We start from the raw sequence: 15,820 nt of genomic DNA on the forward strand, positions 1-15,820 counted from the left end.
CAAAACTAACCGCGATCCTGTCGCGCGCTTGTGGCATAATGCGCGCCAAATCACATTTTTAACTTGAGTGAGTGCTGTGTTAAGTACCAACAATATCACCATGCAGTTCGGCAGTAAGCCGTTGTTTGAAAACATTTCCGTTAAATTTGGCGGCGGTAACCGCTATGGTTTGATTGGCGCGAATGGCTGCGGTAAATCAACGTTTATGAAAATTCTCGGCGGCGATTTGGCGCCGAGTTCCGGTAACGTTTTCCTCGATCCCAATGAGCGTTTGGGTAAATTGCGTCAGGATCAGTTCGCATTTGAACAATATAGCGTACTGGATACCGTCATCATGGGCCATGTGGAGCTGTGGGCGGTAAAAGAAGAACGCGATCGTATTTATTCACTGGCGGAAATGAGTGAAGCGGACGGCTATAAAGTTGCCGATCTGGAAGTGGAGTACGGTGAGATGGATGGGTATAGCGCGGAAGCTCGTGCCGGTGAACTGCTGCTGGGCGTCGGTATTCCAGTGGAACAGCATTACGGCCCGATGAGCGAAGTGGCGCCCGGCTGGAAACTGCGTGTGCTGTTGGCGCAGGCGCTGTTTGCCGATCCGGATATTCTGCTGCTGGACGAACCGACCAACAACCTGGATATCGATACGATCCGTTGGCTGGAGCAAGTGCTGAACGAGCGTAACAGCACCATGATCATCATTTCCCATGACCGTCACTTCCTGAATATGGTCTGTACGCACATGGCGGATCTGGATTATGGCGAACTGCGTATTTATCCCGGTAACTATGATGAATACATGACGGCGGCGACGCAGGCGCGTGAACGTCTGCTGGCGGATAACGCCAAGAAGAAAGCCCAGATTTCCGAACTGCAATCGTTCGTCAGCCGTTTTAGCGCCAACGCGTCCAAATCTAAACAGGCGACGTCTCGCGCTCGCCAGATTGATAAAATCCAGTTGGAAGAGGTGAAGGCCTCCAGTCGTCAGAACCCGTTTATTCGCTTTGAACAGGATAAGAAACTGTTCCGTAATGCGCTGGAAGTGGAAGCGCTGGCGAAAGGTTTTGATAATGGTCCGCTGTTCAGCAAACTGAACCTGATGGTGGAAGTGGGTGAAAAAGTCGCGATTCTGGGGACTAACGGTATCGGTAAATCGACGCTGTTGAAAACGCTGGTTGGTGATATGCCGCCGGATAGCGGCACCGTTAAATGGTCTGAAAACGCTAAAATCGGTTATTACGCGCAGGATCATGAATATGAATTCGACGACACTCTGACCGTATTTGACTGGATGAGCCAGTGGAAACAAGAAAAGGATGACGAGCAGGCCGTTCGCAGCATTTTGGGGCGCTTATTGTTCAGCCAGGATGATATCAAGAAGAAAGTGAAAGTGCTGTCCGGCGGTGAGAAAGGCCGTATGCTGTTTGGCAAACTGATGATGCAGCGTCCGAATATTCTGGTGATGGATGAACCGACCAACCACCTGGATATGGAGTCGATTGAATCTCTGAACATGGCGCTGGAAATGTACGAAGGGACGCTGCTGTTTGTCTCTCACGATCGTGAATTCGTCAGCTCGCTGGCCACCCGTATTCTGGAAATCACGCCGAATAAAGTGATCGACTTTACGGGAAATTATGAAGATTACCTGCGTAGCCAGGGCATTCAGTAACCGGCTTTCGCGCGTAATTTCCTGCTCAGGGCAGCATATGGCCGAAGCCGTTGCTGCCTTTTTTATGGCGGGCGTTTTCCTGTCTTCCCTTGCCGCCGTGTTTAAACGTGCTTCCGGCGAATGCCAATTGACGTGATATAAGCGTAATTTTATCCCTGACGGGAAACGTGAATATGGCCTGTGTTTATTTCCCCTAAATATTGCAAGATAAAACATTGCATTTGCCTGTGATTCAAAAAAATTTGGCGTAAGGGTGGTTTTTTAACTAAAAAATTTAAAGTAATTATTTTGATTATGAGTTGTGTGAGCAAAAAATTATTTTTTTATGTGTTGAAAAATAAATAAACAAGGCTAATGTCTTTGTGACTTTATATTATTTTATTTCAGCTAGTTACCATCATTAAATAAGGTGATTACGTCCGGTGGTTAATCGATTTAGCTCACGAATAATCGAGGTTTCAATAATATATTGCCGTTATTGCGATTATTTCTCATTTAAACTATCCCCGCTTTTCTTTAAATAGATTCGTTGCGTATAAAGTCACAGTTATAACAGAAATAAGAAATCTATTGTCCCAGCGATTGATGAAGATCAAGTCTGTTAACTTAATTTAGTCATTACCATATCCCCACACATACTGTGTGTTATACCCATCATCTTTCAGGTTGCTGGTGCATTGGCTGTATTACCAGTCCATCCGTGGGCCTCGCCCCTTTAGGGCTGATGCAGGCAGCGTTCAAATCTGCTCCAGGCAGAGGTAACTCGGAATTTACTGGGTAGGCTCCGTTCAGGTTACAGGAGAATAATAAAAAATGAGTGGGGAAAATTTAATGCTTTCCCATCACGGTGTGAATCGTCGTGATTTTATGAAGTTATGTGCAGCACTCGCCGCGTCAATGGGGCTGGCGGACTCTGCTGTGGCAGAAATTGCCCAGTCAGTCAGCTCTCCACAGCGTCCACCGGTTATCTGGATCGGCGCACAGGAATGCACCGGGTGTACAGAAAGCCTGTTACGGGCGACCCACCCAACCATTGAGAACCTGCTATTAAACACCATCTCGCTGGAATATCACGAAGTGCTTTCTGCCGCTTTCGGTGAGCAGGCGGAAGAAAACAAGCACCGTGCCATTGAGCAATATAAAGGGAAATTTGTTCTGGTCGTTGATGGATCGATACCGATGAAAGATGGCGGTATTTATTGCATGGTGGCGGGCAAGCCGATTGTGGAGCATATTCGTGAAACGGCGGAACACGCCGCGGCGATTATCGCCATCGGCTCCTGTTCTGCCTGGGGAGGCGTACCGGCAGCGGGAAGCAACCCGACGGGAGCCGTCAGTTTGCAGGATGTGCTCCCCGGAAAAACCGTCATTAATATTCCGGGCTGTCCTCCTAATCCACATAACTTCCTCGCCACCGTTGCACACATCATCACCTACCAACGCCCGCCTGCACTGGATGCGGAGGGACGGCCGACTTTTGCCTACGGTCGTTTGATTCATGAAAACTGCGAGCGTCGTCCACATTTTGACGCCGGACGTTTTGCGAAAGAGTTCGGTGATGAAGGCCATCGTCAAGGGTGGTGTCTCTACCATCTGGGCTGCAAAGGGCCGGAAACTTATGGCAACTGCCCAACGCTGGAGTTTTGCGATGTCGGCGGCGGTATCTGGCCTGTGGGTATCGGGCATCCTTGCTATGGCTGTAACGAGAAGGGTATCGGATTTACCAAAGGTATTTTCCAACTGGCCAACGTAGAAAATCCGACGCCGCGGGTAGAAAAACCGGCAATCCATAGTCCGGAAGGCGGGCAGATGTCTGCGACGGCCGTCGGGTTGATTGGCGGCGTTCTCGGTGTGGTGGGGGGCGTTAGTCTAATGACCTTGCGTGAGTTGGGACGTCAGCAAAAGCAGAGTCAAAGCCAGCAAGACGGCGGAAACGCATCCCGGGAGGGTTAAGCCGTGAACAGACGCAATTTTTTCAAACTGGCTTCTGCCGGTGCGTTACTGGCCGGTACGCCTTTGGCAGGACACGCTGCCGCTGAAAATAAACCGCCGATCCCCGGCGCGTTAGGCATGCTGTATGACTCAACGCTGTGTGTCGGCTGTCAGGCCTGTGTGTCGGAATGTCAGCAGGTCAACCAATCGGCCTATAATCCCGACAGCAAGATCTATGCTGGCGGTTCGGCGACCTGGTCTAACAACGACAAGTTGAGTCCTTACACCAATAATATCATTCAGGTGTGGAGTTCGGGCGACGGGACAAACAAGGATCAGGTCGACAACGGCTACGCCTACATCAAGAAACAGTGTATGCACTGCGTTGATCCTAACTGTGTGTCGGTATGTCCGGTTTCCGCATTGAAGAAAGATGCCAAAACCGGCGTGGTGCACTATGACGCCAGCATCTGTACCGGCTGCCGTTACTGCATGGTGGCTTGTCCTTTCAATATCCCCAAGTACGACTACGAAAATCCATTCGGCAAGCTGCACAAATGCGAACTGTGTAATCAGCCGGGCCTGGAACGCTTGGACAAGGGCGGCCTGCCGGGCTGTGTGGATGTCTGCCCGACGGGGGCGGTGATTTTCGGCACGCGTGAAGAGCTGCTATCCGAGGCGAAACATCGTTTATCGTTGCAGGCGGGAGAGGAGTACCACTATCCGCGTCAGACCCTGGCGAAAAAGGATACCTACCTTCACACCGTGCCGAAATACGATCAGCATGTTTACGGGGAAAAAGAAGCCGGCGGTACGCAGGTACTGGTGCTGGCGGGCGTGCCTTACCAGAACCTCGATCTGCCGGAACTGGCCGAACTGTCTACCGGCGCGCGCTCCGAACATATCCAGCATACGCTCTACAAAGGCATGGTGTTGCCGCTGGCGGTTCTGGCCGGGCTATCCGTTCTGGTGCATCGCAACACCCGGGCCGACCGGTTGGATCACGATGACCCTCATACGGATGCCGACAAGAAACAGGAGAACAATCATGACGGCGCATAAAACGAGCCCATTGGGCGGACGTCTGGTCAGCTGGCCGGTGATGTTGTTGGCGCCGTTGGTCATTCTGTGCGCGATGTTGATCGTAAAACGTCTGGTGTTTGGCATCGGCGATGTCGCGGCGCTCAATGGCGGCTATCCGTGGGGGATCTGGATTGCGTTCGACCTGCTGGTGGGCACCGGTTTTGCCTGCGGCGGCTGGGCGTTGGCCTGGGCGGTCTATGTGTTTAATCGCGGCGAATACCATCCGCTGGTTCGTCCGGCGCTGTTAGCCAGTCTGTTCGGTTATTCACTGGGGGGACTGTCGATCACCATTGACGTCGGGCGTTACTGGAATATTCCCTATTTCTTTATCCCGGGCTTTTTTAATACGTCATCCGTGCTGTTTGAAACGGCTGTCTGCATGATGATTTATATCGGTGTGATGGCGCTGGAGTTTGCCCCCGTCATATGCGAGCGCATGGGATGGAAGATTACTCTCAAGCGTTTGAACAAAGTGATGTTCTTTATCATTGCGTTGGGGGCATTGTTGCCGACCATGCATCAGTCATCCATGGGATCGCTGATGATTTCCGCCGGTTATAAAGTCCATCCGCTATGGCAAAGCTATGAATTATTGCCGCTGCTATCGCTACTGACGGCCTTCATCATGGGCTTCTCGATCGTGATGTTTGAAGGTTCGCTGGTACAGGCCGGGTTGAAAGGCCGTGGGCCGAATGAAAAACACCTGTTCGCCCGTTTGACGCAAATCATTCAGGTCTTACTGCTGCTGTTTATCGTGTTGCGCTTTGGCGAAATTATCTGGCACGACAAAGTGGGTTATCTCTTCAGGGGCGATCGTTTTGCGATGACGTTCTGGTGTGAAGCCGCGCTGATGTTTTTCCCGCTGGTTATGTTCCGTTTCAAACGTTACCGCCATGATTCCCGTCTGCTGTTTGTGGGCGCGCTGAGCATGTTGTTCGGGGCAGCCTTATGGCGACTGAGTTATTCCCTGCTGGCTTTCAACCCCGGAGGTGGCTATCACTACTTCCCCGCTGCATCTGAAGTTCTGATCTCCATCGGTTTTGTCGCGATTGAAGTCTGCGCATACATCTTGTTAATCCGGCTGTTGCCGGTACTTCCTGCGCTGGAAGGCGTTCATAAGAATTATCAGGCCGAGGTAAAGCATGAGCCAACGCATCACCATTGATCCTATTACCCGTATCGAGGGACACCTGCGCATTGACTGCGAAATTGAACAGGGGAAAGTCACCAAGGCCTGGTCATCCGGCACGATGTGGCGCGGTATGGAGGAAATTGTCAAAGGTCAGGACCCGCGCGATGCGTGGATGATTGTGCAACGTATCTGCGGCGTCTGTACCACGGTGCACGCCATTGCTTCGGTGCGTGCGGTCGAAAATGCCCTGAAGCTGAATGTGCCGGTCAATGCCCAATACATTCGTAACCTGATTCTGGCGGCGCATAGCATCCACGACCACATTGTCCATTTCTATCAGCTCTCCGCGCTTGACTGGGTTGATGTGACCTCGGCGCTTAACGCCTCCCCGGAAAAAGCGGAAGCGTTGCTGAAAGGGTTGTCCAACTGGCCGTTGAACAGTACCGCCGAATTCACCAAAGTACAGCAAAAGCTGAAAGATCTGGTCGCCAGCGGTCAACTGGGCATTTTTGCCAACGGCTACTGGGGGCACCCGGCGATGGCGCTGTCACCGGAAGTGAATCTGATTGCGGTCGCACACTATCTGCAAGCGCTGGAATGTCAGCGTGACGCTAACCGGATTGTGGCGATCCTCGGCGGCAAAACGCCGCATATCCAGAATCTGGCGGTAGGCGGCGTGGCTAACCCGATCAACCTGGATGCGCCCAGCGTCCTGAACCTTGAACGCCTGATGTATGTGAAGTCGTTCATCGATCGGTTAAGCGACTTTATTGAGCAGGTCTACAAAGTGGACTGCGCGGTGATTGCCGCGCACTACCCGGACTGGCTGCATTTGGGTAAAGGCGCCGATCATTACCTTAGCGTGCCAGAATTACCGACCGATAATCAGGGCGGCAGCTTCCTGTTGGCAGGCGGTTATCTGGAGAATGGCGATTTTGCGCAATATCACCCGATTACCAGTCACAGTGACAGCTTCCTGATCGAGGGTATCAAAGAAAGTGGCAAACACGCCTGGTATCAGGACGATGAACCGCTGGCGCCGTGGGAAGGGTTGACGCGTCCGCAATACACCGGTTGGCAGGAAGATGGCAAATATTCCTGGGTAAAAGCGCCGACCTTTTACGGCAAGACGGTCGAAGTGGGGCCGCTGGCGTGGCTGTTGTGCAGTCTGGCCGCCAAACACCAGGATACCGAAACGCATTATGCGCAGGTTGCGGCGGCATACCAGACACTGACGGGACAGACGCTGGAAGTGAAACATCTGCATTCCACTCTGGGCCGCGTGATCGGTCGAACGGTGCACTGCTGCGTGCTGAAGGATACGCTGGCTCAGCAATGGCAGGCGCTGGTCACCAATATTGGTAAAGGCGATCACCAGACGTTTATCAAACCTGATTTATCGCCGGATACTGAATTCCGCGGCGTAGGGTTCGGGGAAATGCCGCGCGGGATGCTGTCGCACTGGATCGTATTCAAAAACGGTAAGATCACCAACTATCAGGCCGTGGTTCCATCAACCTGGACATCTGGTCCGCGCAACTTCGAAGGCACGCCGGGGCCTTATGAACAGTCGCTGGTTGGCACACCGATAGCCGATCCGCATAAACCGCTGGAAGTGGTGCGAACCATCCACTCGTTTGATCCATGCATGTCCTGTGCGGTGCATATTGTGGATACGGTAGATGGCAGCGAAGTGACCCGGGTGAAGGTGCTGTGATGAACATACTGGTGTTGGGCGTCGGTAATCTGCTTTTAAGCGATGAGGCGGTTGGGGTGCGTATCGTTGAAGCGTTGGAACAGCGCTATACGTTTTCACCGCAAATAGACATCGTGGACGGCGGTACATGCGGGCTGGAGCTTATGGAAGCAATGGCCAACCGCGATCATCTGATCGTGGCTGACGCGGTACTGACAGGGCAGGCGCCGGGGACGGTGACGATACTGCGTGACGGTGAAGTGCCGGCGCTGTTTACCCGCAAGATTTCCCCGCACCAGTTGGGTTTATCCGATGTGCTGATGGCGTTGCAATTGACGGATGAATTTCCGCAAAAGCTGACGCTGATTGGCGTCGAACCCGCTTCACTGGATGTGCATATCGGTCTGACGGAAACGGTACAGCAGGCGCTTGAGCCTGCTTTACGACACGTTGTTGCCGTATTGCAGCAAAGCGGCATTACGGTAAGTGAACGATGCGAGGTTTGTAGTGAATAGTGCATCTGATGTGAATGATTTGCACAAGATGTCGTGCGAACGCAAAGAATCGTTATCCGCTCTCTGCCATGATGAACATCCGGCAGCGTGGCTGGAACAGATGTTCACGCAAATTGCCGATGAAAAAATGCGATCGTTGCCGTTTTTTCGTGAGGGCATCCCGGTTCGCGCCTGTGGATTTACCGTGTTTGAACAGCAGTGGGTCGGTTGTCTGCTGACGCCCTGGATGATGAGCTTGTTGGTTCTCCCCGGTCCGGGACAAATCTGGCCGATCAGGCCGTTGGCCGATCGTCTGGCGCTGGCGCTGCCCTGCGGTAACGTGACGTTTATCGTTGGTGAGATGTCCGGCAAGCAATATCTGTCCTGCTCGCTCATGTCGCCGATCGATCGCCACCTGCATGGGGAACAGGCCGTTTTGCTGGCGGAGCAGAGTGCCAGAATGGCGCTTTCGCTGCCCGTCAGCGATGGCAATGCTCCGCGGAATAGCAGCTTGCGAGCGCTTTTTAGCCGTAACCGGAGTGAGCGACATGCATGAAATTTCCATGTGCTATAACGCGCTGGAATTGATTGAACAGCAGGCGCGCCAACATCAGGCTCGCCGGGTAACCGAGGTCTGGATGGAGGTGGGGGCGCTTTCCTGTATCGAAGAGAGCGCGTTGCGTTTTTGTTTCGAATCGGTCTGTCGGCAAACGCTGGCGGAAGGCTGTCAACTGCATGTCGCTATCCGTCCGGCAAAGGCGTGGTGCTGGGAATGCAGCGCCATGGTGGAAATCCTGAAACACGATGAGGGGTGTCCGCAGTGTGGCAGTCACAACCTGCGAGTCGATGACGGTGACAGCCTGCAAATCAAGCAGTTGGCGATTGAGTAACGCTTAAGACGCTATTTTTAGTAAGCACGTTTAAATCGGGAGGAGATCCCTATGTGTACCACATGCGGTTGCGGTGAAGGGGAACGTAGAATCGAAGGTGACGAGCATCCTGAAGCCCACGAACATCACCACGATAACCATCATCACGATCACCATGACCACGCGCATGGCAGCCATTCTCATAAACACAAGTATATCTATCATACGCACGTACATGGCCATCGCGGCTCAGGTGAAAATGAACCGCGCTACGTGATTATTCACCACCATCATTACCACCATCATGGCGATGTTCATCATCACTACTATTCCGGGGCGTTACCGGAGAATAGTGCGCCGTTGGTCGATCCGGCAGACGATGGCCATCATCACCATCATGAGCACGAGCATTCGGAAGCGCCGTTTCAGCCGGAGGTGAATCAGCAGGATCTGCATTATGGACAGGGGGCGGCCGGAACCCATGCGCCGGGTGTGGGACAGCAGCGGTTATTGCAGATTGAAATGGACGTACTGAGTAAGAATAACCATCTGGCAGAGCATAATCGAGAGCACTTCAGCGCGCAGAACATTCTGGCGCTCAATCTGGTTTCCAGCCCCGGCTCCGGTAAAACCACGCTGTTGACCGCGACGCTGAATCATATCAGCAAGCGGCTGTCCTGTGCGGTGATCGAAGGCGATCAGCAAACGACTAATGATGCGGAACGAATTCGGGCGACGGGCGTGCCCGCCATTCAGGTGAATACCGGCAAGGGTTGTCATCTGGATGCGCAGATGGTGCACGATGCCGCGCATCGCTTACAGCTGCCGGATAACAGCCTGCTGTTCATTGAGAATGTCGGTAATCTGGTTTGTCCGGCAGGGTTCGATCTGGGCGAACGCGCCAAAGTCGCGGTACTGTCAGTGACGGAGGGGGAAGATAAGCCGCTGAAATATCCTCATATGTTCTCGGCGTCGTCGCTGATGATTATTAATAAAATCGATCTGCTGCCTTATCTGGATTTTAATCTGGAAGAGTGTGTCGCCAATGCCCGGCGCATAAATCCGGACATTCAGGTCATCGCGTTGTCCGCCCGCACGGGTGAGGGCATGGATGAATGGCTGGGCTGGCTGGAGGCGCAGCTATGTGCCTAGGCATTCCGGGTAAAGTGGTTTCCGTCGGGGACGATATTCATCAGCCTGCTTATGTTGACATCTGCGGGGTACAGCGCGCGATCAATATTGCGCTGGTGTGCGAGGACTCGCCCGCCGATCTGGTGGGCCAATGGGTGCTGGTGCATGTCGGTTTTGCCATGAGCCGGCTGGATGAACAGGAGGCGCAGGATACGCTGGAGGCGCTGCAATCCATGCGTGCGGTGGGACTGGAACTGGATGAGATGCGGCAGAGCGGAGAGGACCATGCAATACGTTGATGAGTTCCGCGATCCCGAATTGGCTAAAGCGTTGCTGCAACGCATTCGGGCACTGGTGGCGGATATGCCCCGGTTGCGGGAACGTCCGTTGCAACTGATGGAAGTATGCGGCGGGCACACCCATGCGATCTTCAAATTTGGACTGGATCGGCTGTTGCCGCCGGAAATCGAATTTGTGCACGGTCCAGGATGTCCGGTGTGTGTACTGCCGATGGGACGTATTGATGCGTGTCTGGAAATCGCCGCGCATCCTGAAGTGATCTTTTGTACCTTCGGCGATGCCATGCGTGTGCCGGGCCGTAACGGCTCGCTACAGGATGCGCGTCGGCATGGCGCCGATGTGCGCATGGTTTATTCGCCGCTGGATGCGTTACTGCTGGCCGAGAAAAATCCGGATCGTCAGGTGGTCTTTTTCGGTCTGGGATTTGAAACCACCATGCCGAGTACCGCTCTGACGCTGCAACAGGTCAAACGTCGCAATATCACCAACTTTACTCTGTTCTGTCAGCACATCACGATTGTTCCTACGCTGCGCAGCCTGTTGATGCAGCCCGATTTGCGTATTGACGGCTTTCTGGCTCCCGGGCATGTGAGTATGGTGATTGGCGCTTATCCTTATCAGGCACTGTGCGATCGATTCCATAAGCCGTTCGTCGTCACCGGGTTTGAGCCGCTGGATATTTTGCAGGCGCTGCTGATGTTGGTCAGCCAGATTCATGCTGAACGCTGCGAGGTGGAAAACCAGTATCGGCGTATTGTGCCGGATAGCGGTAACCAACTGGCTCAGCAGGCAATGGATGAGGTATTTGAAACCAAAGCCAGCAGTGAATGGCGCGGTCTGGGGGAAATTGCGGATTCGGGTATGCAGTTGCGGGCGGCCTATGCTGATTTTGATGCCGAGCGCCGTTTCAACCCACGGCAGCAGTGCGTGGCGGATGAGCCGGGATCGCGCTGTGGTGATGTCCTGACGGGGCGTTGCAAACCGGCGGATTGTCCGCTGTTTGCCAAACGCTGTACCCCGCAAAATGCGATCGGGGCGCTGATGGTGTCTTCCGAAGGCGCGTGCGCGGCTTATTATCAGTATCGGCGGGAGTGTGCCTGAATAACGGGGTGTGATTGAATGAGTAGTACGACACAGCCAAGAGATCTTTCTTTAAAAGAAATGTTGCCTAAAGAGATTACGCTGGCGCATGGCAGCGGTGGTCGGGCAATGCAGCAGCTGATTGAACAACTTTTTTTACAGGCGTTTGATAATCCGCTGCTGGAGCAGCGTGAAGATCAAGCCAGACTGCCGCTGGCGCCGTTGACACAGCTGGGCGATCGGCTGGCTTTCACCACCGACAGCTATGTTATTGATCCCATTTTTTTCCCCGGTGGAGACATCGGGAAGTTGGCGGTTTGCGGTACGGCGAATGATATTGCCGTTAGCGGCGCTCAGCCGCGTTATCTTTCCTGCGGTTTTATCATTGAAGAAGGTTTCTCCGGCGCCGATTTGCTGCGCATTGTTGAATCCATGGCCGACACCGCGAGGAATGCCGGCATTGAGATTGTGACCGGTGATACCAAAGTTGTGCCGCGTGGCGCGGTTGACAAGATTTTCATCAATACGTCCGGCATTGGCGTTATCCCGACCGCCATTCACTGGGGGACTGATGAAATTCGCCCCGGCGATAAAATTATTGTCAGCGGTACGCTGGGCGATCATGGCGCGACGATCCTCAACCTGCGCGAGCAGTTGGGGCTTGAAGCCGAGCTGTCGAGCGATTGCGCCGTATTGGCGCCGTTGATCGCGCCGTTGCGTGAGATCGCTGGCGTGCGTGCCCTGCGTGACGCGACGCGTGGCGGTGTGACCGCGATTCTGCATGAGTATGCGCAGGCCAGCGGCTACGGTATGGAAGTCAATGAGAGCGATCTGCCGGTGAAGCCGGCGGTGCGCGGCATCTGCGAAATTCTGGGGCTGGAAGCACTGAATTTTGCCAATGAAGGCAAGCTGGTGTTGGTTGTTTCTGCTGAAGCCGAGGCTTCGGTGCTGGCCGCATTGCGGGCGCATCCGCTGGGGCAGGACGCCGCGACGATTGGCGTGGTAACGCCAACGCCGCAGGTACGGCTGTGCGGGGTGTTTGGCGCTTTGAGGCTGCTGGATTTACCGCATAATGAGCCAATGCCGAGGATATGCTGAATCGGTGGGGAATCCACTATGAAGTAATGAGTAAATTTCGTACGCTGGTTAGTCTGTGGTTTATCTGCAATGACGTCGCAGAAAGAAAACGCGTTTACCCGCGCACGAAATTTTCTCTGAACCGGCATGAATAGCAAAGGAATATCCCCGGCGTGAACACGGCAAAAACCGGCATTGAGATCCGCGTAAAAGGCAAAGTGCAGGGCGTAGGGTTCCGGCCCTATGTCTGGCAATTGGCGCATCGGCTCAATCTGTGCGGCGATGTCAGCAATGACAGCGCGGGGGTGCTGATTCATCTTTATCCGTCTGAGAACGTCGAGCGTTTTCTGGCGGATTTGTCTGCCCTGTGTCCACCGTTGGCGCATATCGACAGCGTTACCTGCCAGCCGTGGCCGTGGTCAACAATACCGACGGCGTTTGTGATTGAGCACAGCGGCGCCGGCCAAATGGATACGCAGGTGGTGCCGGATGCGGCAACCTGCGACGCCTGTCGACACGAACTGCAAGATCCGGCTAATCGCCGCTATCACTATCCGTTTATCAACTGCACCCACTGCGGCCCGCGCTTTACCATTATTCGAAAAATGCCCTATGACCGGCCATTTACCTCAATGGCGGATTTCCCGCTTTGTCCCCAGTGTCTGGCTGAATATCAGCATCCGGCAGATCGCCGTTTTCATGCTCAGCCAAATGCCTGCCCGCAGTGTGGCCCGCAAATCTGGCTGGCTGATGGTGCTGCAAACCGGTTGGCCGACGGAGATGACGCTATCCGTTTGACGGCGAACGCGTTACTGGACGGTAATATCGTCGCAATTAAAGGATTGGGTGGTTTCCATCTGGCCTGTGATGCGACCCATTCACCGGCAATACAACGACTTCGTCAACGGAAACGCCGCCCCGGTAAGCCGTTGGCGGTGATGCTGCCGGATACGGACTGGCTCGCGGCGTGTACCGCCGTGGACGATATTCCGGCAGCGCAACGCTTGCTGAAAAGTACGGCGGCGCCCATTGTATTGCTGCCGTTACGTCAGGAGGGGCCGTTGTCTGAACTGGTGGCGCCGGGATTATCGGAAGTCGGCGTGATGCTGCCGGCCAATCCCTTGCAGCATCTGTTAATGGCGCAGGTTAACCGGCCGCTGATCATGACGTCCGGTAATGCCAGCGGCAAACCGCCGGCGTTGACCAACGAACAGGCGACGGAACAGCTGGGTGATATCGCCGATTTGTGGCTGCTGCACAATCGCGAGATTGTACAACGTGCCGACGATTCGCTGGTCCGGTTACATCCGCACAAGGCTGAGATGTTGCGTCGCGCCCGCGGCTATGTGCCGGACGCCCTGCCGCTGCCACCGGGATTGAGCGGACAACGTTCGCTGCTGGCAATGGGGGCCGATCTGAAGAATACGTTTTGTTTGCTGCGCGATGAAAATGCGATTGTCAGCCAGCACCTTGGCGATTTGGAAGACAGCGATATTGAGCAGCAATATCGTCAGTCCATTGCGTTGTTTGAGGATATTTACCGTTTTGTTCCCGACGCGCTAGTGGTCGACGCGCATCCCGGCTATATCAGTCATCAATTGGGGAAGACGCTGGCGCAGCAGCGGCAGATCCCCTGCCTTGAGGTGTTGCACCATCACGCGCATATTGTGTCCTGTATGGCTGAACATCAGTGGCCGCATGACGCCGGGCCGGTTGTCGGGCTGGCGCTGGATGGTATCGGATTGGGGGCCAATGGACAGTGGTGGGGCGGAGAATGTCTGCTGGTGGATTATGCCCACTGCCAACATATTGGCGGCCTCCCGGCGGTTGCCTTGCCCGGCGGCGATCTGGCCGCGCGTCAGCCGTGGCGTAATTTACTGGCGCAATGGCTGCGGTTTGTGCCGGATTGGGCCTCATTGCCGGAATCCACGGCGATTCCCGCTGAGCCGTCGGTATTGCTCAGCAAGGCGATTGAGCGAGGTATTAATTCGCCATTGGCTTCATCAACCGGTCGGCTGTTTGACGCTGTCGCGGCAGCGAGCGGATTTCCCCATCACAGTCAGCGTTGGGAAGGCGAAGCGGCCTGCTGGCTGGAGGCGCTGGCGTGGCAAAGTCCGCTTCAGCAATCAATGGCGGCGATATTTCCCGTCCCCGTCACTATGCCGCTACAGATGGATAATCAGCTTGATTTACAGACATTCTGGCGCCAGTGGCTGACATGGCGGGCTGAACCGGCTGACAAGGCGTATGCCTTCCATTATGCACTGGCACAGGGACTGGCAAGATTGGCTAAACGTACCGCGACGCAGTACGGCATTAATACGGTGGTGCTGTCCGGCGGCGTAATGCATAACCGCCTGCTTTCCCAACTGTTGCATCAGCAATTACAGGGGATGACCCTGTTGCAGCCAGAGCGGTTGCCGGCGGGAGACGGCGGGCTGGCGCTGGGGCAGGCATTGATTGCGGCTGCGCGGTTATCCCTGCCGGACGCCGCATCTCAGCCCGCCTTTGACGACCGCGGCATTACCTGACCGTCAGGGATAAAATCCGTGATTCAGCGCCTGTACCGCTTCGGCGACCCGCGGTCCCATTCCCAGTAAAATAGCCTGGTCGAGCGCGATGATACGTTGGTTTTTCCAGGCCGATGTTTGCGTAATGCCCGGTACCACCGCTAACGATTCGATACCGTTTCCCACACTTTGCGTGGTTACCACAATCACGTCAGGATTGGTGGTGATCATGGCTTCTCCGCCGTAGGTGCGATACTGCGAATGGGTGGCAATATTGTCGCCGCCCGCCAGGGTGATCAGACCATCGACCACGGTGTTTTTCCCTGCCACCTGTGCCGCGCTGTTGCCAACGCTCAGAAAAAACGCCACTTTTACGCGTGCTTTCCGCGTATCCATACGACGGGCAACCGTACTCAACTGATGTTCAATCCTGCTGATTAACCGTTCGCCGGCCGATTCGCGATTGAGCAATGCCGCCGCCTGACGGATATTGGTAAACAGCTGGGCTGGCGTACTGGGCGTTCTTTTAAACAAGGCAACGTTGACGCCGGCCTGCGTAAGCTGGTTAAACACCTGTGGCGGTGAAGCATCCTGCCAGGTCATCAGCAGGGAAGGGCGCAGTGACAAAATCCCTTCGGCATTGAGCTGCTGCCAGTTGCTGATCCTGGGCAATGACTGCGTTTGCGGTGGATAGGTGGTGGTTTGATCCACGCCGACGACGTTGTCCCCTCCTTCCAGCGCATAGACAATTTCCGCCAGCGAGCCGCCGGCAATCACAATGCGCGGTTCGGCCGCGCAAGTGAATGAACATAGCCCGAGAATCAACACGACTATCGCCGCTTTCATA

General features: G+C 54.5%; 14 protein-coding genes. 13 read left to right on the forward strand and 1 reads right to left on the reverse strand.

Going from position 1 to position 15,820, the window contains the following annotated elements:
• Positions 1-76 precede the first annotated feature (76 nt).
• The 13 genes from DDT52_RS01755 (at position 77) to hypF (ending at position 14,994) form a co-directional block, all read left to right on the forward strand.
• Complete coding sequence (locus DDT52_RS01755; RefSeq protein ID WP_136154827.1) at positions 77-1,669, forward strand: ABC-F family ATPase; 1,593 nt, start codon at positions 77-79, stop codon at positions 1,667-1,669.
• A gap of 813 nt (positions 1,670-2,482) precedes the next feature.
• Positions 2,483-3,622 carry a hydrogenase 2 small subunit gene (hybO, locus tag DDT52_RS01760; protein WP_136154828.1) on the forward strand — a complete coding sequence of 380 codons (1,140 nt, stop codon included), beginning with the start codon at positions 2,483-2,485 and terminating at the stop codon, positions 3,620-3,622.
• Positions 3,623-3,625: 3 nt separating this feature from the next.
• Positions 3,626-4,663, forward strand: coding sequence for a hydrogenase 2 operon protein HybA (gene hybA, locus DDT52_RS01765; RefSeq protein WP_136154829.1), 1,038 nt, complete (start codon positions 3,626-3,628; stop codon positions 4,661-4,663).
• Positions 4,650-5,849, forward strand: coding sequence for a Ni/Fe-hydrogenase cytochrome b subunit (hybB, locus tag DDT52_RS01770; protein WP_136154830.1), 1,200 nt, complete (start codon positions 4,650-4,652; stop codon positions 5,847-5,849). The genes hybA and hybB overlap by 14 nt, the downstream gene beginning before the upstream one ends.
• A complete protein-coding gene (gene hybC / locus DDT52_RS01775; protein WP_136154831.1) occupies positions 5,827-7,533 on the forward strand; it encodes a hydrogenase 2 large subunit in 1,707 nt (568 codons plus the stop codon). The genes hybB and hybC overlap by 23 nt, the downstream gene beginning before the upstream one ends.
• Entirely contained in the window at positions 7,533-8,027 is a 495-nt protein-coding gene (locus DDT52_RS01780) for a HyaD/HybD family hydrogenase maturation endopeptidase (protein ID WP_136154832.1), read from the forward strand. The genes hybC and DDT52_RS01780 overlap by 1 nt, the downstream gene beginning before the upstream one ends.
• A 28-nt stretch (positions 8,028-8,055) precedes the next feature.
• Positions 8,056-8,562, forward strand: coding sequence for a hydrogenase-2 assembly chaperone (gene hybE / locus DDT52_RS01785; RefSeq protein ID WP_136154929.1), 507 nt, complete (start codon positions 8,056-8,058; stop codon positions 8,560-8,562).
• Positions 8,555-8,896, forward strand: coding sequence for a hydrogenase maturation nickel metallochaperone HypA (gene hypA, locus DDT52_RS01790; RefSeq protein WP_136154833.1), 342 nt, complete (start codon positions 8,555-8,557; stop codon positions 8,894-8,896). Before hybE ends, hypA begins: the two co-directional genes overlap by 8 nt.
• Positions 8,897-8,947: 51 nt before the next feature.
• Complete coding sequence (gene hypB / locus DDT52_RS01795) at positions 8,948-10,027, forward strand: hydrogenase nickel incorporation protein HypB (RefSeq protein ID WP_136154834.1); 1,080 nt, start codon at positions 8,948-8,950, stop codon at positions 10,025-10,027.
• Entirely contained in the window at positions 10,018-10,305 is a 288-nt protein-coding gene (gene hybG / locus DDT52_RS01800) for a hydrogenase maturation factor HybG (protein ID WP_136154835.1), read from the forward strand. The genes hypB and hybG overlap by 10 nt, the downstream gene beginning before the upstream one ends.
• Positions 10,292-11,407, forward strand: coding sequence for a hydrogenase formation protein HypD (gene hypD / locus DDT52_RS01805; RefSeq protein WP_136154836.1), 1,116 nt, complete (start codon positions 10,292-10,294; stop codon positions 11,405-11,407). Before hybG ends, hypD begins: the two co-directional genes overlap by 14 nt.
• 18 nt (positions 11,408-11,425) lie before the next feature.
• Positions 11,426-12,484, forward strand: a complete 1,059-nt coding sequence (gene hypE, locus DDT52_RS01810; RefSeq protein WP_425591526.1) for a hydrogenase expression/formation protein HypE — start codon at positions 11,426-11,428, stop codon at positions 12,482-12,484.
• A gap of 143 nt (positions 12,485-12,627) precedes the next feature.
• Entirely contained in the window at positions 12,628-14,994 is a 2,367-nt protein-coding gene (hypF, locus tag DDT52_RS01815; RefSeq protein WP_425591528.1) for a carbamoyltransferase HypF, read from the forward strand.
• 3 nt (positions 14,995-14,997) lie between these two features.
• Here the strand turns inward: hypF and DDT52_RS01820 are convergent, their stop codons facing one another.
• The gene (locus tag DDT52_RS01820; protein WP_136154838.1) at positions 14,998-15,819 is read right to left on the reverse strand and encodes a heme/hemin ABC transporter substrate-binding protein; all 822 of its coding nucleotides are present in this window, start codon (positions 15,817-15,819) and stop codon (positions 14,998-15,000) included.
• Between the last annotated feature and the right edge of the window lies 1 nt (position 15,820).

It is taken from the genome of Brenneria roseae subsp. roseae, from assembly GCF_003115845.1.
In the GTDB taxonomy this organism is placed as follows: domain Bacteria; phylum Pseudomonadota; class Gammaproteobacteria; order Enterobacterales; family Enterobacteriaceae; genus Brenneria; species Brenneria roseae.